This window comes from Mesorhizobium sp. M1A.F.Ca.IN.022.06.1.1, assembly GCF_003952605.1.
Classification (GTDB): domain Bacteria; phylum Pseudomonadota; class Alphaproteobacteria; order Rhizobiales; family Rhizobiaceae; genus Mesorhizobium.
This window is the reverse complement of sequence record NZ_CP034455.1, coordinates 5598989-5620545: the sequence shown is the minus strand read 5'-3', so window position 1 is coordinate 5620545 and position 21557 is coordinate 5598989. Positions and strand designations below refer to the sequence as shown.

15 protein-coding genes and 1 pseudogene are annotated in these 21557 nt (G+C 63.9%); 8 read left to right on the top strand and 8 right to left on the bottom strand.

Annotated elements, in window-relative coordinates; translation table 11 throughout:
- The first annotated feature begins 86 nt into the window (after window positions 1-86).
- The gene (locus tag EJ078_RS26680; RefSeq protein ID WP_095825662.1) at window positions 87-1253 is read left to right on the top strand and encodes an isobutyryl-CoA dehydrogenase; all 1167 of its coding nucleotides are present in this window, start codon (window positions 87-89) and stop codon (window positions 1251-1253) included.
- Between the two features lie 24 nt (window positions 1254-1277).
- Complete coding sequence (gene mmsB / locus EJ078_RS26675; protein ID WP_095778484.1) at window positions 1278-2162, top strand: 3-hydroxyisobutyrate dehydrogenase; 885 nt, start codon at window positions 1278-1280, stop codon at window positions 2160-2162.
- A gap of 321 nt (window positions 2163-2483) precedes the next feature.
- Here the strand turns inward: mmsB and EJ078_RS26670 are convergent, their stop codons facing one another.
- The 4 genes and pseudogenes from EJ078_RS26670 to EJ078_RS26655 all read right to left on the bottom strand — a co-directional run bounded on the left by EJ078_RS26670 (window position 2484) and on the right by EJ078_RS26655 (window position 7388).
- Window positions 2484-3863 carry an aspartate aminotransferase family protein gene (locus tag EJ078_RS26670; RefSeq protein ID WP_127214076.1) on the bottom strand — a complete coding sequence of 460 codons (1380 nt, stop codon included), beginning with the start codon at window positions 3861-3863 and terminating at the stop codon, window positions 2484-2486.
- 50 nt (window positions 3864-3913) lie between these two features.
- Complete coding sequence (locus EJ078_RS26665; protein ID WP_066999731.1) at window positions 3914-4036, bottom strand: capsid protein; 123 nt, start codon at window positions 4034-4036, stop codon at window positions 3914-3916.
- 32 nt (window positions 4037-4068) lie between these two features.
- Window positions 4069-6138, bottom strand: a complete 2070-nt coding sequence (locus tag EJ078_RS26660) for a prolyl oligopeptidase family protein (protein ID WP_208720956.1) — start codon at window positions 6136-6138, stop codon at window positions 4069-4071.
- Window positions 6139-6227: 89 nt separating this feature from the next.
- A pseudogene (locus EJ078_RS26655) lies at window positions 6228-7388 on the bottom strand (MFS transporter).
- A 255-nt stretch (window positions 7389-7643) separates the two neighbouring features.
- Between EJ078_RS26655 and EJ078_RS26650 the strand changes: the two are divergent.
- The 4 genes from EJ078_RS26650 (at window position 7644) to EJ078_RS26635 (ending at window position 14810) form a co-directional block, all read left to right on the top strand.
- Window positions 7644-9221, top strand: a complete 1578-nt coding sequence (locus EJ078_RS26650) for a trimethylamine methyltransferase family protein (RefSeq protein ID WP_127214070.1) — start codon at window positions 7644-7646, stop codon at window positions 9219-9221.
- A 53-nt stretch (window positions 9222-9274) separates the two neighbouring features.
- Window positions 9275-11845: an FAD-dependent oxidoreductase gene (locus EJ078_RS26645; RefSeq protein WP_208720954.1), complete on the top strand. Its 2571-nt coding sequence runs from the start codon at window positions 9275-9277 to the stop codon at window positions 11843-11845.
- A gap of 92 nt (window positions 11846-11937) precedes the next feature.
- Window positions 11938-13446 carry a glycosyltransferase family 39 protein gene (locus tag EJ078_RS26640; RefSeq protein ID WP_189413673.1) on the top strand — a complete coding sequence of 503 codons (1509 nt, stop codon included), beginning with the start codon at window positions 11938-11940 and terminating at the stop codon, window positions 13444-13446.
- A 17-nt stretch (window positions 13447-13463) separates the two neighbouring features.
- Window positions 13464-14810 carry a Xaa-Pro peptidase family protein gene (locus EJ078_RS26635; RefSeq protein ID WP_095825668.1) on the top strand — a complete coding sequence of 449 codons (1347 nt, stop codon included), beginning with the start codon at window positions 13464-13466 and terminating at the stop codon, window positions 14808-14810.
- On the opposite strand, the gene EJ078_RS26630 is transcribed toward EJ078_RS26635, so the two are convergent.
- Window positions 14772-15617 carry a PhnD/SsuA/transferrin family substrate-binding protein gene (locus tag EJ078_RS26630; RefSeq protein WP_067329338.1) on the bottom strand — a complete coding sequence of 282 codons (846 nt, stop codon included), beginning with the start codon at window positions 15615-15617 and terminating at the stop codon, window positions 14772-14774. The genes EJ078_RS26635 and EJ078_RS26630 overlap by 39 nt on opposite strands.
- Before the next feature lie 75 nt (window positions 15618-15692).
- Window positions 15693-16703 carry a fatty acid desaturase gene (locus EJ078_RS26625; protein WP_067329335.1) on the bottom strand — a complete coding sequence of 337 codons (1011 nt, stop codon included), beginning with the start codon at window positions 16701-16703 and terminating at the stop codon, window positions 15693-15695.
- 228 nt (window positions 16704-16931) lie between these two features.
- Between EJ078_RS26625 and EJ078_RS26620 the strand changes: the two genes are divergently transcribed.
- Both EJ078_RS26620 and bmt read left to right on the top strand, forming a co-directional pair.
- Window positions 16932-17789: a helix-turn-helix transcriptional regulator gene (locus EJ078_RS26620; RefSeq protein WP_067329332.1), complete on the top strand. Its 858-nt coding sequence runs from the start codon at window positions 16932-16934 to the stop codon at window positions 17787-17789.
- Between the two features lie 152 nt (window positions 17790-17941).
- On the top strand, window positions 17942-18958 hold the full coding sequence (bmt, locus tag EJ078_RS26615) for a betaine--homocysteine S-methyltransferase (protein WP_066999705.1): 1017 nt from the start codon (window positions 17942-17944) through the stop codon (window positions 18956-18958).
- Window positions 18959-18970: 12 nt separating this feature from the next.
- Here the strand turns inward: bmt and EJ078_RS26610 are convergent, their stop codons facing one another.
- Window positions 18971-19372, bottom strand: coding sequence for a hypothetical protein (locus EJ078_RS26610; RefSeq protein ID WP_245433184.1), 402 nt, complete (start codon window positions 19370-19372; stop codon window positions 18971-18973).
- Between the two features lie 14 nt (window positions 19373-19386).
- Window positions 19387-21555 carry a VWA domain-containing protein gene (locus EJ078_RS26605; RefSeq protein WP_127214064.1) on the bottom strand — a complete coding sequence of 723 codons (2169 nt, stop codon included), beginning with the start codon at window positions 21553-21555 and terminating at the stop codon, window positions 19387-19389.
- Window positions 21556-21557: the final 2 nt, after the last annotated feature.

The window sequence follows — 21557 nt, the reverse complement described above, 5'->3', positions numbered from 1 at the left end:
GCGCGGCGGCATCATTGGTCTAGATTGATCGCTGCGCAAAGCCAAAAACGACAGGCCACAAGGCCTGAAACGACAGGGAGCACGCCATGGACGCGGCAGTCGATGCGGGCACTGGCCAATTCGAACTCACCGAGCAACAGCGCGCCATGAAGGAGATGGCTGAGGCCTTCGCGGCCGATCGGGTCGCGCCGAACGCGCTCGACTGGGACCGGGCAAAGCACTTTCCGGCCGACGTGATCCGCGAGACCGGACCGCTCGGCCTGGGCGGCATCTATGTCCGCGACGATGTCGGCGGCTCGGCGCTAGGTCGGCTGGATGCGGTGCTGATCTTCGAGGCGCTGGCGCATGCCGATCCGGCCTTCTCCTCCTTCATCTCCATCCACAACATGGCGGCATCAATGATCGACCGCTTCGGCAGCGACGAGCAACGCCGGCGCTTCCTGCCGAAGCTGACCTCCATGGAATGGCTGGCGAGCTATTGCCTGACCGAGCCCGGCTCCGGCTCCGATGCCGCCGCCTTGAAGACGAGAGCGGTGAGGAGCGGCGGCGACTATGTCTTGAACGGCGCCAAGCAGTTCATCTCCGGCGCTGGCGACAGCGACGTCTATGTCGTCATGGCGCGCACCGGCGGCGACGGGCCCAAAGGCATTTCGACCCTGGTGGTGCCCAAGGATGCGCCCGGCCTCTCCTTCGGCGCCAATGAGCACAAGATGGGTTGGCATATGCAGTCGACCCGCCAGGTCATCTTCGAGGATTGCAAGGTGCCGGCCGAGAACCTGCTTGCCACCGAAGGCGCGGGCTTCGGCATCGCCATGGCCGGGCTCGACGGCGGCCGGCTCAACATCGCCGCCTGCTCGCTGGGCGGCGCGCAGTCGGCGCTCGACAAGGCGCTCGCCTACACGAGCGAGCGCAAGGCCTTCGGATCGAAGATCAACCAGTTCCAGGCCCTGCAGTTCAGGCTGGCCGACATGGAGACGGAGCTGCAGGCGGCCCGCATCTTCCTCTATGCCGCCGCCTCGAAGCTCGATCGCAAGGCGCCGGATGCCGGCAAATGGTCGGCGATGGCCAAGCGCTTCGTCACCGACATCGGCTTCGACATCGCCAACGAGGCGCTGCAGTTGCATGGCGGCTACGGCTATCTGCACGATTACGGCATCGAGAAGCTGGTGCGTGATCTGCGCGTCCACCAGATCCTCGAAGGCACCAACGAGATCATGCGCGTCATCATCGCGCGAACGCTGATCGGCCGCTGAAGCAGCAAATTTCGGGAGACAACGATGGCAACGATCGCCTTCATCGGCCTTGGCAATATGGGCAACCCAATGGCTGCCAACCTCGTAAAGGCGGGGTATGCGGTGCAAGGCTTCGACCTCGTGCCGGAGAACCTCACGATCGCAAAAGAGCATGGCGTCACCGTCATGGCCAATGCCGTCGCCGCGGTGAAGGACGCCGACGTGGTGATCACCATGCTTCCCGCCGGCAAGCATGTGTTGTCGGTCTACGAGGACATCGCGCCCAAGGCGAAGAAAGGTGCCTTGCTGATCGATTCCTCGACCATCGATGTCGAATCGGCACGCAAGGCTCACGCCATTGCCGCCAGGCACGGCTTGCCTTCGATCGACGCGCCTGTGTCCGGCGGCACCGGCGGCGCCACCGCCGGCACGCTCACTTTCATGGCCGGCGGGTCGGATGCAGCATTCGCCTCTGCCGAGCCGATCCTGAAGCCGATGGCCGGCCGCATCGTTCATTGCGGCGGTGACGGCGCCGGCCAGGCCGCCAAGATCTGCAACAACATGATTCTCGGCATTTCGATGATCGGCGTCGCCGAAGCCTTTGTGCTCGCCGAGAAACTCGGCCTGTCGCACCAGGCGCTGTTCGACGTCGCCTCCACCTCCTCCGGCCAGTGCTGGTCACTGACCACTTACTGCCCGGTGCCCGGCCCTGTTCCGGCGTCGCCCGCCAACCGCGACTACAAGCCGGGTTTTGCTGCCGCCCTCATGCTCAAGGACCTGAAATTGTCGCAGGAAGCCGCGCAAAGCGCCGGCGCCGTGACGCCCCTGGGCGCCGAGGCGACGCAGCTCTACGCTCTGTTCAATGCGCAGGGCAACGCAGGCGCCGACTTTTCCGGCATCATAAATTTCCTGCGCGGCGATCAAACCTAAGCAGCTGCTTGCAAAGGGTTATTAGCAAATTTTTTCGACAGAAATCCGGCAAATTTAGATTTGCTTAAGGTCTCGCTAACTCACCGGTAACGATGTGCCTTTAAAACGGACTGCGAGGCGGACATCGCAACCGCCCGGCGCTCCGGATCAGGTCTCGCGTACCGGAGCCCGTAAGTTTCGCAGGTCTCGAGTAGCGAAACGCCATGCGTATCTGGCAAAGCCGCGTTCCCTTCTGGGACGCGGTTTTTGCGTCTGGGCAAGGCTTCGCTGCAGATTCGGGTCGCCGGGCACCCTCCAGCAAGGGCGCCCGGCTGTGTTTTCTCAGCGCTTCCGCAAATCCGCCTCCGCAAGGTCGAGCGCCTTGGCGATGCGCTCGCAGGCCATGTCGATGGTGTCGCGCGTCCAGATCAGCGGCGGCGACAGTATCATCGTGTCGCCGGTGGCGCGCAGCATCATGCCCTGCGAGATCGCGTGATCGCGCACGACGACCGCCGCACTTCCCGACGGCAGGTATCGTTCCTTGGTCGCCTTGTCCTTGACGATCTCTATCGCACCCATAAGACCGATCGAGCGCACCTCGCCGACCAGCCTGTGGCCGGCGATGCGCTCCTGCAGCGCTTGCGCGAAATAGGGACCGGTGTCGGTCCTGACGCGCTCGACCAGACCTTCCCGTTCAATGATCTCGAGGTTCTTCAGGGCCACCGCGCACGCGACCGGGTGACCGGAATAGGTGTAGCCGTGGTAGAACTCGCCGCCCTTTTCGACGAGCGTCCTGCTGATGCGGTCGCCGACCAGGAGCGCCGACAGCGGCTGGTAGCCGGAGGTCAGCGCCTTGGCGGTGGTGATGGTGTCGGGCTGGACGTCAAAGGTCTGCGCCGCGAACCATTCGCCGGTGCGGCCATAGCCGGTAATCACCTCGTCGAGCATCAAGAGCACATCGTATTTGCGGCAGATGCGCTGCACCTCCGGCCAGTAGCTGATCGGCGGGATTTTCACACCGCCCGCACCCATCACCGGCTCGCCGATAAAGGCGGCGACCTTGTCGGCGCCGACTTCGAGGATGGCGTCCTCGACGGCCTTGGCGGCGCGCAGGCCGAAATCGTGGTCGCTTTCGCCGGGCAGCGCGAGCTCATAGGCATAGGGCATCATCACATGGACGATGTTCGGCACCGCGCCGCCGAGCTGCTTGTGCATGGGCTCCATGCCGCCGAGCGAGGTGCCGGCGATCGTCGAGCCGTGATAGGCCATCTTGCGCGAGATGATCCGGTTCTTCTCAGGCTTGCCTTCGAGCGCCCAATAGTGGCGCACGAGCCGCAGCGCTGTGTCGTTGGCCTCGGAGCCGGACGAGCCGTAGAAGACCTGACCGACATGCTCCGGCGCCAGTTCCGCCAGCTTCTGCGACAGCAGCACCGGTGTAGGCGTCGAACACTTGAAGAAGGAGTTGTAGTAGGGCAGCTCCTTCATCTGGGCGTAGGCGGCCTCCGCCAGTTCGTCGCGGCCGTAGCCGACATTGACGCACCAGAGGCCCGCCATGCCGTCGAGGATTTCCGTTCCGTCGGAATCATAGATGAACGGCCCTTTGGCGTGGGTGATGATGCGAGAGCCCGCTTCACGCAATTCCTTATGGTCGGTGAAGGGATGAAGGTGATGCGCGGCATCGATCTGCTGAAGCTGCTTCAGCGAATAGTTCTGATAGGTCATGGGTTAGTCTTTCCTCTTGAATCAATCCGGCGGTGGCCGGGGCGGATTCGTCAGAGGAAACGGGGCGGCGAATAGCCGATGCGGGCGCACAGCCGCAAAAGCTCGGCGCGCAGCGTGCGCGGTGACGGCGTCACCGCGACCCCGAAGGCGCCTGATGTGCTGATGCGGACCATGGCGGCACCTTAAGCCGCCAACGGCCAGCAATTCAAGCTGGACCGGCAAGCGTGCGCTGCAGAAAGACGTAGCGCATCGCCGTTTGCGCGGCCTGGGGCCGGCGATCGCCGCGCCCGCCATGGCCGCCTTCGGTCTCCTCGAAGAACAGCGTCTTGCCGTGACCGGCGGCCTGGAGCCGCGCCGCCATCTTGCGCGCATGCCCCGGATGGACGCGGTCGTCCGCGGTCGAGGTCATCAGCAGCACCGGCGGATAAACGGCACTGGTCGCCACACGCTGATAGGGTGAATAGGCGGCGAGCCATGCAGCCTCCTCCGGCTTTGACGGATCGCCATATTCCGCCATCCACGAGGCACCGGGCGGCAGTTCGGTGTAGCGCAGCATGTCGAGCAGCGGCACGTCGATGATGACGGCGCCGAACAGCTCCGGACGCTGCGTCAGCGAGACGCCGGTCAGCAGGCCGCCATTCGAGCCGCCCTGGATGCCGAGTTGTGCCGCCGTGGTGATGCCGCGCCTGACCACATCCTCGGCGACCGCGGCGAAATCATCGAACGCTTTCTGGCGCTTGCCCTTGAGCGCCGCCTGATGCCACGCCGGGCCGAACTCGCCGCCGCCGCGGATATTGGCCTGCACATAGGCATTGCCCTTGTCCAGCCAGAGCCTGCCGCGGATACCGGCATAGCCGGGCAAGAGCGGTACTTCGAAGCCGCCATAGCCATAGAGCAGCGCCGGCACCGGTCCCGTCTGGTCGCGCCGCCTGACGACGAAATACGGGATCATCGTGCCGTCCTTCGAGCGCGCCTCGAACTGCTCCGAAGTATAGGGCGATGCATCGAAGCGCGCCGGCTGCGATTTCACGGTTTGAAGTGTGTCGCCATTGTCGTCCGACCATATGATCGAGCTCGGCGTCAGGAAATCGGTGAAGGAGAAGGAGACGCTGGAGCCGAAATGCTCGGCATGGCTGATGCCGACATTGCCCTTGTCGGGCAGGTCGACCGGCTTCACCGACCAGCCATTGCCGGTGCGGTCGCAAACGACGACCTTGCCGCGCACATTGTCCATCAGGTTGATGAACAGCCGGTCCTGCGTCCTCGCGAGACCTGCGATTGAAACGCGGGGCTCCGGTTTGAGCAGCGTCTCGACCGGTTCGAACGAACCGGTTTCAATCCAGCGGTCGAAATCCACGGAATAGAGCCCATCCGGCAGGCAGCGCGTGCCGTCCGGCGCCGTCCACGGACTGCGGACGCCAAAGACCAGCTGTCCCTTGAAGATCGCGGTGTCGGTCGCGTCGTCGGGCAGCGGGATGCGCCGGTTCTCGCCCGAAGCCAGCCGAAGGAAACTGTGCGAGGTGAAGAAGTCGATGGTCTTGCCGAGCATGACATGTTTCTTGTCGCCATCGAACTCCACGCCGCCGCCGACCGCGAGATGATTTTTTTCGCCCTCGAAGATCGGCGTCGCCTCCTCCAGCTTCGTGCCACGCCGCCAGAGCTTGATCACCCGCGGATAGCCTGACTGAGTTTTGTCCTCGTCCTCGAAAGCCGCCGAGACGATCACCGTATCCCTGTCCAGCCAGGAAAACCCCGACTTCGAAGCCGGTGCCCGAAACCCGTCCTCGACGAAGGATTTCTTCGCAATGTCGAACTCGCGCATCTCGCTGGCGTCGCCGCCGTCCGGCGACATGAACAGCAGGCAGCGGTCGAAATCGGGATAGAGCCGGCTCGCGCCGCCGAACACCCATTTCACGCCTTCCTTGGCCGAGAGCTGATCGAAATCGAGGATCGTTTCCCAATCCGGCTTGTCGGTCTTGTAGGAGGCGACTGTCGCGCGGCGCCACAAGCCCAGCGCGTTGGTCTTGTCCTGCCAAAAATTGTAGACGTAACCGGCGAGCGCCGATCCGACCGGGATATTGTCCTCGGCCGTCATCAGGTCGAGCGCGGTCTCGAATGCCGCCTGATAGGATGGATCGCCCTGCAGTTCGGCGACAGTCGTCGCATTCTGGCGATGGACCCACTCAAGCGCTTCCTTGCCGTTGCGATCCTCCAGCCACAGGAAAGGATCCACGACCGGCAATTCAGGCTGGGTTTGGGTCATCGGGCTGGTCATGCTGGTCTCCGGGTCTGGCGGCCCTGCCTACATCGCGTTCGCCGTGCCAACATTCAAGAGCAGCGCTGCCTGCGCTCAGCCAGCCGGCCCTACATCACCCGCCGGCGAATGACGGTGGCTACAGCCAGCGCCGCGCAGATCGCGCCGAGCGTCACCGGAAGCCCTGCGGCGCCGATCAGGTCCATCACACCGCCGGTCAGCGGCGGCACGAGGATGCCACCGACGCCCCACATCAAGGAGAAGGAGGCATTGCCCGCGACCAGCGCCGAGCCGGTAAAACGCTCGCCGAGCTCGATGATCGACATCGTATAGATCCCGTAGGACACCGCGCCCCAGATGAAGACGCAAGGCCAGATCAGCGGCGTCTCGATGAGCGCCGGCAAGAGCGCGCAGCCAAGAACCGTCACCGAGACACAGCCGAATCGCACGAGGCGCGCCGTCAGTCTTTCGGCGAGCAGGCCGAGCGGCACCTACATGGCGATGTTGCCGGCGATCATCGTCGACAGCAGCGCCGACATGCGCGTCTCGGGAATGTCGAAGTGGGTGCCATAGACGGGAAGCAGCGCCAGCACCGACTGCTCGAAACCGGCGGCGGCGACGACCGCCGACAGGAGCAGCCAGGCGAGCGGCATGAAGCCCAGCACAGAAACTTTTTCACCTGCCTCGTCGACCCTAGGCAGACGTTTCACCACGACCGCCAGGCAGGCGCCGCAGAAAAGAAAAGCAAAGATGCCGACCAGAAAAGGCGGCCAACCCTCCGTGCCGACCGCCAGCAGGCAGAGCGGTCCGGCCGCGAACCCAGCCGAGATGATGGTCGAATAGATGCCCATGACGCGCCCGCGCCGCGACGGCGGCGCCAGCGCGATCACCCAGATTTCGCTGAGCACATAAAGCGGATTGGTGACCGCGCCGACCAGGAAGCGCAGTGGGAACCACAAATAGACGTCCTGGGTCCAGCCGATCAGCGCCAGCACCAGGGCCGAGAGCCCGGCGCAGATGAGCGCAGTCCGCCCCGCTCCGAACCGGCGCGCCAGCCCCGGGATCAGCGGCGAGGACAGGATGAAACCGACCGGCGTCATCGCGGCCGACAGGCCGATCACCGCCGGCGACACGCCCTGACGCTGCAGGATGAAGCTCAGCAGCGGATAGGAAAGCCCCTGCGCGATGGCGAACACCGACACGGTCGCGATCACGCCGGTAATCGCGGCCCACTGCACCGTCTCGCCGGTCTCCGATTTCACCAGAGCCATCATTCCTGCTCCATTCAACGGAGGCTTAGCCGCTGCCGGCGACAGCCGTAAGGGCCAACTGACGGCAAGGGCGCATGTTCCAGCCAATCCTTGTCAGGGACGCCGGCAGGGAATGCTTTGGCGGCGGCAATTCGGCGGGCCAATCTGCCCTTCCGTCATGTCGCTTCCCTCGCCCTAGTGGTCGCCGCCTCCTTACCGGCAGCATTGCCGCCGGTCCATTATGCCGACCACTTTCGCATCCCCACGAGGCCTCTCATGACTGCCGCCCTTCATCCCGCCGAACCGGCATTGGCAACAGATCGCGCCCGCCGCGGCGGCCGTGCTGGCAAACGCGCCGGCGGATCGGCAGCCTTCGAGCAGCCGCCGTTCCGGCAGCTTAAGAACCCGCTGGTGCCCACCAGGCTGGTGTCCGACGACGAACTGGAATCGATCCACCTCGCCTCGCTGCGCGTTTTGAAGGAGATCGGCATCGACGTGCTGCATGACGAAGCCCGCCGCATCATGAAGGCGCATGGCGCCGACGTTCGCGAAGGCAGCGAGCGCGTTCGCTTCGACAGCGACATGATCCTCGAGCTCATCGCGTACTGTCCGCCGGAGTTCACGCTGCACGCCCGCAACCCGGCGCACAATCTGCACTTCGGCGGCAACAACGTCATCCTGTCGATGATGGCCTCGGCGCCGAACTGCTCCGACCTCGACCGCGGCCGCCGCCCCGGCAACCAGGTCGACTACCGCAATTTCCTGCGCCTGGCGCAGATGCACAACATCCTGCAGTGCACCGGCGGCTATCCGGTCGAGCCGATCGACATCCATCCCTCGGTCCGGCATCTCGAATGCATCCGCGACCTCGCCACGCTGACCGACAAGGTCTTCCACATCTATTCGCTCGGCAAGGAACGCAATGTCGACGGCATCGAGATCGCCCGCATCGCGCGCGGCGTCAGCCGCGAGCAGCTGATGGAGGAGCCGTCGGTCTTCACCATCATCAACACCAATTCGCCGCTCAAGCTCGACGTGCCGATGATGGAAGGCATCATCCAAATGGCCAGCATGGGCCAGGCGGTGATCGTCACGCCGTTCACGCTCTCCGGCGCCATGGCGCCCGTCACCATCGCCGGCGCGCTGGTGCAGCAGAATGCCGAGGCGCTCTCCGGCATCGCCTTTGCCCAGATGGTGAAGAAGGGCGCGCCGGTCGGCTATGGCGGCTTCACCTCCAATGTCGACATGAAGTCGGGCGCACCGGCCTTCGGCACGCCCGAATACATGAAGGCGCAGCTCGCCGGCGGCCAGCTCGCCCGCCGTTACAATATCCCCTACCGCACCTCAAACACCTGCGCCGCCAACACGGTCGACGCGCAGGCCGCCTATGAAAGCGTCTTTTCGCTGTGGGGCGCCATCCAGGGCGGCGGCAATCTGATGATGCACGGCGCCGGCTGGCTGGAAGGCGGCCTGCGCTGCTCCTACGAAAAGACCATCCTCGACATCGACCTCCTGCAGATGGTGGCCGAATTTCTCACCCCGCTCGATCTCTCCGAAGACGCGCTCGGCTTCGACGCCATCCAGTCGGTCGGCCCGGGCGGCCATTTCTTCGGCACCCAGCACACGCAGGAGCGCTACAAGACAGCCTTCTACTCGCCGATCGTCTCCGACTGGCGCAATTTCGAGACCTGGACCGAGGCGGGTTCGCCGACGGCGCTGGAACGCACCAACAAGGTATGGAAGGAGCGCCTCGCAGCCTACGAAGAGCCGTATATGGACCCGGCCATCCGCGAGGAGCTCAACGACTTCGTCGAGAAGCGCCGCGCCGAAGGCGGCGCGCCGACCGATTTTTGATCTTTCACGCCCCGCTCACTCGATTCAGTCTCTGCAAAAACGGACCTATCTTCATGAAATCCCATGTTAAAGCGGTTGTCATCGGCGGCGGTGTCGTCGGCTGCTCGGTGCTCTACCACCTCGCCAAGGCCGGCTGGACCGACATCATGCTGATCGAGCGCTCGGAGCTGACCTCCGGCTCGTCCTGGCACGCGGCGGGCGGCTTCCACACCCTGAACGGCGACCCGAACGTCGCCAAGCTGCAGGCTTATACCGTCCAGCTCTACAAGGAGATCGAGGAGCTTTCCGGCCAGTCCTGCTCGCTGCATCTGACCGGCGGCGTGATGATGGCCGATACCCCCGAGCGCATGGATTTCCTGCGGCTCGCCCACGCCAAGGGCCGCTATCTCGGCATGGATACCGAGCTGATCACGCCGTCCGAAGCCAAGGCGATGTTCCCGCTGATGGACGAGAAGAATTTCGTCGGCGCCATGTGGGATCCCGTCGAAGGCCATCTCGACCCCTCCGGCACGACCCACGCCTACGCCAAGGCCGCGCGAAAACTCGGCGCTGAGATCGTGCTGCGCAACCGCGTCGTCGAGCTGACGCAGGAAGCCGACGGCACCTGGAACGTCGTCACCGAGCAAGGCACGGTGAAAGCCGAGCATGTCGTCAATTGCGGCGGGCTGTGGGCGCGCGAGATCGGCCGCATGGTCGGCGTCGAGCTGCCGGTGCTGGCGATGGAGCACATGTACCTGCTCACCGAGCCGATGCCGGAGGTCGAGGAATTCAACAGATCGACCGGCCGCGAGATGATCGGCGTGCTCGACTTCAAGGGCGAGATTTACACCCGCCAGGAGCGCAACGGCATCCTGCTCGGCACCTATGAAAAAGCCTGCAAGCCATGGTCGCCGGTCAACACGCCCTGGGATTTCGGTCATGAACTCCTGCCACCCGACATCGACCGCATCGCGCCGTCGCTGGAGATCGGCTTCAAGCATTTCCCCGGCATCGAGAAGGCCGGCGTCAAACAGATCATCAACGGCCCCTTCACCTTCGCGCTCGACGGCAACCCGCTGGTCGGCCCAGTCCAGGGCCTGACCAACTTCTGGTGTGCCTGCGCCGTCATGGCCGGCTTCAGCCAGGGCGGCGGCGTCGGCCTGGCGCTGTCCAACTGGATGGTGCACGGCGATCCGGGCTTCGACGTCTGGGGCATGGATGTCGCCCGCTTCGGCGAATGGGCGACGCTGCGCTACACCAACGCCAAGGTGCGCGAGAATTATTCGCGGCGCTTCTCGATCCGCTTCCCGAACGAGGAACTGCCGGCCGCCCGGCCGGCGCAGACGACGCCGCTCTACGACACGATGCTCGCCAACAATGCGGTCATGGGCGACTCGTGGGGACTGGAAACCCCGCTCTGGTTCGCGCCAAAGGGCACCGAGCCAAAGGACATCGTCTCCTTCCACCGCTCCAACGATTTCGGCCCGATCGGCGAGGAAGTTCGCGCGACGCGCGAACGGGTCGGCGTCACCGAGATCGCCAACTTTGCCAAGTACGAAGTTTCCGGGCCGGGCGCCGAGGATTTCCTCAACCGGCTGATGACCAACCGGATGCCGAAGACCGGCCGCATTGTGCTCACCCCGATGGTCAACGAGTTCGGCAGGCTGATCGGCGACTTCACCATCGCCAAGACCGGTGAGGACCGTTTCATGATCTGGGGCTCTTCGGCCGCGCAGAAATACCATATGCGCTGGTTCGAGAAGCACCTGCCCAAGGATGGTTCTGTGCGCATCCACCGCTTCGACCAGACGCTGGTCGGCCTGTCCATCGCCGGACCGAGCGCGCGGGATTTGCTGCAGAAACTCGTGGACGTCGACGTCTCGACCAAGGCCTTCCGCTTCATGGACTTCCGCGAGATGGCGGTCGGCGGCGCGCCCTGCATGGTCAACCGCATCACCTATACCGGCGACCTCGGCTACGAGATCTGGATGGCCCCCGCCTATCAGCGCCTCGTCTACAAGGCGATCAAGGAAGCAGGCGAGGAATTCGGCCTCGTCGATTTCGGCATGCGCGCGCTGCTGTCGATGCGTCTCGAAAAGAACTTCCCAACCTGGTTCCGCGAGTTGCGTCCGATCTACGGGCCGTTCGAAGGCTCGATGGACCGCTTCATCAGGCTGGAGAAGAACGACTTCATTGGCCGCGAGGCGGCTGCCAGGGAGCAGGCGCAAGGGCCGAAGCTGCGCCGCGTCTCCTTCATCGTCGATGCTGCGGACGCCGACGTGATGGGCGACGAGCCGATCTGGGCCAAGGTCAGCAAGGATTATGGCACGGTGGAGAAACCGCATGGCTACGGCGCGCCGCGCTTCGACGAGACGGGCAAGGAAGTGCGCGGCTCCGAAGCCGCCGAAGGCGCTTCGGCCGTGCGCGGCATCGTCGATGGCGAGTGGCGCGTTGTCGGCTGGGTGACCTCGGGCGGCTATGCGCACTACGTGCAAAAGTCGATGGCGCAGGGCTATGTGCCGGCGGCCCTTGCCGAGGACGAGAGCGCCGGCCTGTTCGAGATCGAGATCCTCGGCCACCGCCGCCCGGCCCGCATCAACGTCGAACCGCCCTTCGACCCGAGCGGCGAGAAGATGCGCACCTGATTCCAGGAAGCCGCAATGTACCGCTTTCGGATCGTGTTGGTGGCCGGCTATATAGCAACCGGCCACCAACGCATCAGATGAGAAGACGACCCTTGCGGCAGCTGGAGAAATGGACCGACTGGCTCTGCGATGAACGGGTCGGCCCTTTCAGTGCCGCAATCGCGTTTGCACTTGCCTATTGCCTGGTCCAGATCGTGGTTATGCCGCTCTCGTCCCATTTCGTGGGCACCGGCGTCGGCGTCGACGACGCCGAACAGTTGATGGCGATGCGCTTCCTCGCGGCCGGCTATGGCGGCTCGCAGCCGCCTTTATACACCTGGTTCGGCATCCTCACGGCCTCGCTGGTTGGAACCAGCATTCTCGCGCTCAAGATCGTCAAATACACGCTGCTGGCCGGTGGATTGGTCGCGTCCTTCGCCACAGTGCGCCGCCTGGGCTACTCAGCCCGCGCGGCGACCGCCGCCATGTTCGGCCTGCTGCTGTTTCCACAGATCGTATGGGAGATGCAGCATGCCCTCACCCACTCGGTCGCGGTTTTTTGCTTTTCATCGCTGCTGCTCCTGGCAGTCGCCGAGTTGCAGAAACGGCGCTCGACTACCGCGTATGTGCTGCTTGGCTTGGCGACCGCCGCCGCAATGCTGTCGAAATACAATGAGGTGATCTTTCTCGCTGCGCTGTTCCTTGCGGCGCTGTCCGTCCGCGAAACACGTGAGGCGATCTTCGATCGCCGTTTCCTGATCAGTGTGGTTGTGGCGATCCTCGCCTGCCTGCCCACATTCTACTGGAGCCTCACGCATCTGGGAGACCTGCTGGCGCACAGCGGTGGCCTGGGCGTCGCCGAGGGGGGCAGCGCGGCAAAGACCCTGTCTCGCGGCATCCGCGGCTTGGGCAATGCGATACTCAATTTCGCCGGGCTGCCGGCCACGATCTTTGCTGTCGCGTTTTTCCTGGCGCGCAAGCAATCCGCACCACCGCCCGAGGCCGCACCGTGGCCAGAGACGCTGGTCTGGCGAGCGATAGGCTTCGCCTTGCTGATCACGCTCGTGGTGGTGCTGGCGGGAGGCATCACACAGTTTCGCGATCGCTGGATGCTGCCCGTATTCGTGCTGTTGCCGGTCGCCATTGCCATGCAGCTGGACGCGATGGGGGAAAGGGGCAGGAAGACGCAGGCTACAATCGTCTTCGTCGGCGCCGTGATGGCCATCCTGGTGCTTCCGGTAAGCTGGTACATGCAGGTCCACGGCGGCGACAACCGCGGCAGCATCGTGCGCATGGACTACGCTTCGCTCCATCGTCAGCTGACAGTCGACGGACCGGTCGGCACTGTGGTCTCAAGCTGGTTCTGGATCGGCAATCTCCGCCTCGTCGATCCCGATCTCATCGTGCTCGACGACGAGATACCCGATTTCGCCAAATCGATCCGCGAGCCCGCGGTGCTTGTGCTCGCGGATGACGAGGAGCCGGCTTCCGTCATCTTCAAGAGGATCACCGAGGCCGGCTATGTGATGGACACCGTCCATCGGCGCATCGCGGTGCCGCAGTTGGGGAACGCCCCGCGCCAGGTCACGATCACCAGGCTGCACAAGATGACGCCGCAATAGACAGCCAGGGGGACCGCATGGACACACAACGTTTCGGCCGCCACCGCAAGATCATGCCGTTCGAACCCGGCTCCGTCGAGGCGCTGCGCGCCGCCTCCCGCGAGAAGGCTGCCGCGCTCAACCAGCACGCTCTGGGCTATGGCGCGGTAGCCGAAGCCGAATGGGCGGCGGCAGGCATCGCCGCTCCAGACCTGCCTGCCATGCGAAGCTATCGGCTCGAGCGCATCCGCGCCGAGCTCAGGCGCCGCGACTATGCCGGCGCCCTGCTCTACGACCCGGTCAACATCCGCTACGCGACGGATTCGACCAACATGCAGCTCTGGGTCGCGCACAACCCGACCCGCCACTGTTTCGTCGCCACAGAAGGCCCTGTGGTGCTGTTCGACTATTTCTCCTGCGAGCATTTGTCGGATCACGCCGGCGTCGTCGACGAGGTGCGACCGGCGGTGTCGTGGATGTATCTTTATAGCGGCGAGCTGACCGACAAGAAGGTCCGTCGCTGGGCAGCCGGCATCGCCGAGCTCCTTGCCGAGCACGGCGGCGGCAGTAGGCGGATCGCCGTCGACCACATTAATCCGGAAGGTGTCGAAGAGCTTGCCCGCCGCGGCATCACGGTCGGCAATGGCGAGGCGGTGATGGAGAATGCGCGCCTCATAAAGTCGCCCGACGAGATCCTCGCCATGCGCCGCGCCATTGTCGCCTGCGAGGCGGCGATGGGCGAGATGGAAGGGGCGCTGAAGCCTGGCATTTCCGAGAACGAGCTCTGGGCGGAACTGCATCGCGGCAACATCGCGCGCGGGGGCGAATGGATCGAGACCCGGCTTCTGTCGTCCGGGCCGCGCACCAACCCCTGGTTCCAGGAATGCTCGTCGCGCATCGTCGAGGACGGCGATCTCGTCGCCTTCGACACCGACCTCATCGGTCCCTATGGATTTTGCGCCGACCTCTCGCGCACCTGGCTCTGCGGCGATGGCCGGCCCTCCGACGAGCAGCATGACCTGTTCCGCATCGCCGCCGACCAGATCGCCCACAACACGGTATTGATGCGGCCGGGCATTTCCTTTCGCGATCTCGTCGAACGCTCCGCCGTGCCGCCGGGAGACTGCTTCCCGGCGCGCTACGGCGTGCTCTACCACGGCGTCGGTCTGGCGGACGAATATCCGACCCTGCCGCATGCCAGCGACTGGACGGACGACACGCCGGATGGCGTCCTGGAACCCGGTATGGTGCTGTGCGTGGAAAGCTATATCGGCAGGCTCGGCGGCCGCGAGGGCGTCAAGATCGAGGAGCAGATCCTCATCACCGAGACCGGCAACGAAAAACTCTCAGCCTACCCGCTCGACGAAAAGCTGCTTGGCAACTGACCCGTCCAAGCCAAGCTCGGCGATGGCCTCGCGCATGGACGCAACGACGTCCGCCGATGTGGCCCTGGCCGAGATAAACGGCAATCCCTTCCGCCTGGTCGTCCAGCCGACCACTTTCACGCGCCGCGCCGCCGGCTCGAATCGCTGCGCCAATGCCCAGCTCTGGCAGTCGATGGCGGCGATATCGGCCCTGCCCTCGGCGATGGCGACGATCGACGACCGGTGGCCGCCGCTTTCGCCGCACGAGGCGAAGACGCCCAGACTTTCGCCGATCGCCTCCAGGTCGCGCGTCAGCCCGAGCAGCCCGGACATCGAATCCGGATTGTTGAAGATGAAGCGCTTGCCGCGGATGAGATCGAGCGGGATGACGGCCTTGCCATCCTCGGGCGAGCCAACCGACGTCCCGCCATCAGCCGGCATCACCAGCGCGCTGGAATAGAGCTCGCCCTGCCCGCCCTCGAAGGCGTCATAGCTTGGCTGAGCGACCACCTGCACATGCCTGGCAAGGCCGAGCTCCATCGGCCCCCAGCAGGTCTGTCCGAAAAGCAGCGCCGGGCTCAGCCAGAGCTGGTGAAAATCGAACTCGTCCGGGGGCAATGTCGCGGGGTCGGGAGCTATCAGCTTCCCGGCGCCGTCTTGGATGCCGCCGGACACCGGCGGCAGGTCGCGATTGCTGCGCGCCATTCTTTCCGGCGCGTCGATACCCCTCCGTCGAAAAGCGTCGCGGAGCTGCGCCCATTGCGCGTCGATCTCGCCGCGAACTTCCGGCCAGTCATACATCGGCAGAGCCGCAATCAACTTGCTCATGACGAACAGCTTTCAAAACAGGCGGTCATCGGCGCCTGAATTCCGCGGCGATAAAGCAGTCGCGAAAGTTCGAAATTACTCTTTCGGCGGCTCAGCCGGCACCGGAGCCGTGCCAAGTCCACTCACATTACGCGCTCTGATGCGCGGCTTGAAGGCACGGCCGGGTTCGGGCGCGCGGCGCAGCACCGGATGCACCACCGGCTCCTTGGCCTTGAAGGCAAATGATTTGATCAGCGCGAAATAATTCGGATAGACGTAGCCGTTGTTCATCCGCAGCCATTCTTCGCGGCGATCGCGAAACATCTTCGGCAGTCTGTACCAGGCGACGGTCGGGCTCTTGTGGTGCACGAAATGCAGGTTGTTGTTGAGGAACAGGAAGGAGAGCGGCGACCGCTCGACGATGATCGTGCGGCCCTCCGGGTGTTCCGACCACTGATGCTCGGCATAGGTGCGCACCGAAATCAGGGACTGGCCGAGCCACACCGGCCCCAGTATGTAGAGCCAGAGCGGGATGCCGAAGCCGAAGGTCACGATCGGCACGACCACTGCAAGTCCGACCGCATGCAGCAGCCAGGCTTTGCGGATCGCCTTGTCCCCGGCGGCCATCTGTCTGGCGTCTTCGAGGAAGAAGCCGATCGACGACAGCCAAGGTCCGAGAACGAAGCGGCCGACCATTGTGTTGTTGATCTTGAGCAGGACCTTCATCGCTGGCGGCATTTCCGCATGCATCCAGAGCGCCTGGTAATAGCTTTCCGGATCGTCGAGCGGGTCGGTCAGCCGCTCGTCGGCGTGGTGGCGAAGATGGATCGCCTTGAAACGGCGGAACGGCCAGACCAGCCCGATCGGCAGGATGACGAAGGCCTCGTTGATGTTGGCGTTGCGGGTCGGATGGCCATGCAGCACTTCGTGCATCAGCGAGGATTGCAGGGCCAGTATCAAGGCCAAGGCGACAAGGGCCAGCAGCGGATAGGAAGGCCAAAGCAGGAAGCCGGTGGCAAGCCAGGCGCCATAACAGAACAGTGTGAGGAATACTGTCGGCCATTCCACGGCCGGTGTGCTGCTATGTCTCTTGCGTATGCCAGTCATGCTATCGACCACTGCCTTCCAGTCGCCGGAACCACTTTGATTCCTGACAGCATTGTGTCAGGAGCCTGTCGTTGTCGCAACGCGACAAAGTGAACAATCTGTTGCGAATGCGCATTTTTAGCTGCAGATGTTATATATTGTAAACAGATTTGGGGATTCATTTGCGCCTGAGCACCTAACCAGCAGGCCTGGGCGCAAATTTTTCCTCCACTGGAAAGGAGCGGCGTGATGGACAAGCGTGATCTGTCGACGGTCTTCCGAGAGCGCCTGAAATTGCTCTTGACACGCTCGGACTTGAACCAGTCGGCCTTCGCGAGCGCCGTCGGCATCGATCGTTCGGCGCTGTCGCAACTCCTGTCGGGCGCCTCGACGCGCCTGCCCCGCGCCGAGACGCTTCTCAACATTGCCGCCGAGTTCAAGGTATCGCTCGACTGGCTGCTGGGCCTTAGCCAGGACGAAGGCGTCACCGGCGAGATTCGCGAAAGCCTCGAGATCGAGGAGGCGCCGGACGGCTTTGACCGCACGCTACTTGCCAAATGGCACGCCGAGGCGGTCGGCACCAAGATCCGCTACGTGCCGGCGGGCATTCCGGACCTCCTGCGCACCGAGGCCCTTGTCGAATACGAGGCCGGCATTACCAACAAGAGCCGCGAGGCGCAGGCCGGCGAAACGCAATACCGCATCGACTACAACAGGCGGCCCGAGACCGACATGGAGGTCTGCATGCCGCGCCATACGCTGGAGATTTTCGCACGCGGGCTCGGCGTCTGGGACCGGTTCCCGGAAGCCGAGCGCCGCCGGCAATTGCTGCACATGGCAACGCTCCTCGACGACCTTTACCCGACCTTCCGCCTGTTCCTCTATGACGGCCGCATGCGCTATTCGATCCCTTATACGATCTTCGGGCCGTACCGCGCCGCAATCTATGTCGGCGATATGTATCTGGTGTTGAACGCCACCCAGCCGGTCCGTACCCTGACCAGCCACTTCGACAATCTGATCCGAGCCGCCGATGTCAACGCGCATGAGGCTGCGAGCTTCACGCAGAAACTGGCCGGCATCTCCTTCACCTCAGGCTTTGTCTGAACGCGGCCGCTATCGCAATGCTGGCATGCGGCGACCAACCTGGCCGACCGTCGTTTTAGGAAACTCACGCAAGAGCGGGCCTCATATTCGTTGACTAGATATAAAGACTTCTTTATATCGTTATTTGAATTCAGGATACGAAAGCCAGAGCCATGACCGCCACCAATCCGATCGACGCATTGCTTGCCGAAAAAGGCGTGCTGCTGGCCGACGGCGCCACCGGCACCAATTTATTCGCGATGGGACTTGAGGCCGGCGAAGCCCCCGAGCTGCTCAACGAGACGGCGCCCGACACCATCGCCGCGCTGCATCAGAATTTTGTCGATGCCGGCGCCGACATCATCCTGACCAATTCGTTCGGCGGCACCCGTCATCGGCTGAAGCTGCATCACGCTCAGGACCGCGTGCATGACTTGAACAAGCGCGCCGCCGAAATTGCCCGTTCGGTGTCCGACAAGGCAGGCCGCAAGGTGATCGTTGCCGGCTCCGTCGGCCCGACCGGCGAGCTTTTGGTGCCGCTCGGCGCTATGTCCTATGAGGAAGCGGTCGATGCCTTTGCCGAGCAGATCGAGGGCTTGAAGGCCGGCGGAGCCGAAGTCGCATGGATCGAGACCATGTCGGCGCCGGATGAGATCCGCGCCGCGGCCGAAGCCGCGATCCGCGTCGGCCTGCCCTACACCTATACCGGTTCCTTCGATACGGCCGGCCGCACCATGATGGGGCTGTTGCCCAAGGATATCCACGGCGTTGCGGATGGACTGTCGCAGGCTCCGCTTGGGGTGGGCGCCAATTGCGGCGTCGGCGCAGCCGACATCCTGGCCTCGCTGCTCGACATGACCGACGCGAAGCCGGAAGCCACCGTGATCGTCAAGGGCAATTGCGGCATTCCGGAATTCCGCGGCAGCGAGATCCACTATTCCGGCACGCCCGAACTGATGGCCGACTATGTCCGGCTGGCAGTCGATGCGGGCGCCAAGATCGTCGGCGGCTGCTGCGGCACCTCGTTCGCTCACCTTGCCGCGATGCGCAAGGCGCTCGACGCGCACACCAAGTCGGCGCGTCCGACGGTCGAGTCCATCGTCGAGCGCATCGGGCCGATGCGCAACAAGATAGCGAGCGCTGCCGAGGCAGGCGAAGGCCGTCGCGAACGCCGGCGCAGCCGCGCCTGAAGTTGGCCTGCTCTATTCGCTGTTTTCAGCGTAGCGCGACAGCGCCGTACCGAGATCGGTGGCGGCGCTGTTCTTGCCGTCGCCGCCCATCGTCATCAACGCGCCGGACGCGCGCGGGTCGCTGATCTGCTCCAGCATCACGCGAAAGCGGTCGTTGTTGAGCGCAGAGAGCGCCGTGTCGCGGGCCGCATCGACATTATTCCTGATCCGCGCGGATTCCGCCGACGGAGCGGACGGTGCTCGCGTCTGAAGATTGCCCGCAGTCGGCGTCACGTTGCCGGTGATATGCAATTCCAGCCCCTCACTTCTATCAGCTTTGACTAACAGGAGGGCATTGCGATCAAGTTCCGGAAAAGCCGCGCAATTTAACGATCGGCAAAAGCCGGCAGGTCCTCCGCCGGCTTTTTGTTCCATGGACGGCACCCGCCCTATCTGTTGGTGCCCAGCGACGAGGCTAGCCGCACCAGCGACAGGAATTCCGCCCTGTAGCCGAACGGATCAGCGCCGCGCGCGGCGTTGGCGATCTCCAGGATCCGGTCGTAGCCGAAATTCGCCGTCTGATCCGCGTCGCGCAGCTTCTGCCCGAAAGCCGCGACCGCGACCGAAAAGCGCTGGTCGACGCCGGCTTCATCGAAGGACGGCACCTCGTTGGCCGCGGTCACCGGTGTCGTGATCAGTTTCGAGACATTCTCGTTCGGCAGCTTGTAGCGGATTTTTACGAAGGCATATTCGCCCGCATTGGCAACGCCGCCATTGTCGACCTTCGCCTCGCCATAGCGCAACGGATCGACCTGCTCGGCGCCGCTTCCCTTGGGCGTGACCTCGTAGATCGCCGTCACCGAATGGCCGGAACCGATATCGCCGGCGTCGACGCGGTCATTGTTGAAATCCTCGCGCTTGAGCGCCCGCGTCTCATAGCCGACCAGCCGGTATTCCGAGATCTTGGCCGGGTTGAACTCGACTTGGATTTTCACATCCTTGGCAATGGTGAACAGCGTCGAGGACGCGTCCTCGACCAGCACCTTCTCGGCCTCGGCAAGCGTGTCGATATAGGCGGCCGTGCCATTGCCGTTCTGGGCGATGGTCTGCATCATCTGGTCGTTGAGATTTCCGCGGCCGAAGCCGAACACCGAGAGAAACACGCCGGTCTTGCGCTCCTTCTCGATCAACCGTTTGAGGTCGTCGTCATCGGTCTGGCCGACGTTGAAATCGCCGTCGGTGGCAAGCATCACGCGGTTGATGCCGTCCTTGACGAAAGACTGCTGCGCAAGTTTGTAGGCTTCCTTGATGCCTGCCTCGCCGGCGGTCGAACCGCCTGGCTCCAGATTGTCTATCGCTGCAAGAATCTTCTGCCTTTCCGCGGCCTTTGTCGGCATCAGCACCGTGCCGGCATTGCCGGCATAGGTGACGATGGAGACGGTGTCGTCGGCCTTGAGCTTGCTGACCAGCAACCGGAACGCCGACTTCAAGAGCGGCAGCTTGTCCGGCTCGTCCATCGAACCCGAAACATCGATCAGGAACACCAGGTTTGCCTTCGGCGCCTCGACCGGCTTCACGTCAAAACCCTTGATCGCAACATGCATCAGCTTGGTGCGCTCGTTCCAGGGCGTCGGCATGACGGTGACAGTCGAATTGAACGGCGTCGCGGCCGAGTCTGGCCCCTTCCAGTCATAAGGGAAGTAGTTGATCATCTCTTCGACCCGGACCGTGCCTGGGTCGGGCAGAATACCTTCCTTTAGCGAGCGGCGGACGAAGGAATAGGACGCCGTGTCGACATCGATCGAGAAGGTCGACACCGGATCCTGGGCAGCTTGGTGCACCGGATTGGTCTTGAAGGTCTCGATGCGGTCGCGGTTTTGCTCTTGCGGCTGCATTTGATCGGCCGGCATGGGCGCCGGCTGAACCATCGGCCCGAAACCAGCGACGGCGCCAGCCGGCATCTCTGCAGGCTGCATGGCGGTTGCCGGCGCCTGGGCATTCGCGCGTCCGCCGGCGGCCAGCTGGTCAACCTCCGCAGGTGCAGGCGGCGGCGCAGGCAGCGCCTGTGGTACTTGCTTGGCAAAGTCCTTCAACGCCCCGTATTCCTGCCTGGTCCGATCATCGGATCGGCTCAATTCAGTTTTCGGCGGCGATGCCGGTGCGACCTGCGCCTCGTCTTCGACACGCCTCTCGCTGTCGGCGCCGGTCTTCTTCTCCTTGGCAGGCGCGGCGGCCAGCGGCTCGCTGATCGCGGGCTGGTTGGGTATCGGCTTCTGCGCAACCGGCTTGTCGGCCACCGTTTCGGTGACCTTCCCGCTTGAAATAACGGGCGGCTGCTCCCTCAGCATCTCAAAAGCGGCATAGCCGGCGATAGGCAGCGCGACCAGCGCGGTCAGGGCCGGGGTGGCAATGAGTTTCCGTTGCATGATCTCTCTCCAGAGCCTTTGTGCTCGCTCCGTGAGACGAAGACCTGCCGGCGATCCTTGGGGGGCGGTCGAAATTTTTTCGTTCAAGTCGAAGGCGTGCATCGCGGCGGCCAACGCACGCGTTTGCGCTTCGCTGTCCGGCGCCGGAACTGCCAGATTGCGCAGCCTTTCGAGTTCGTTGTCGTCGACCATGG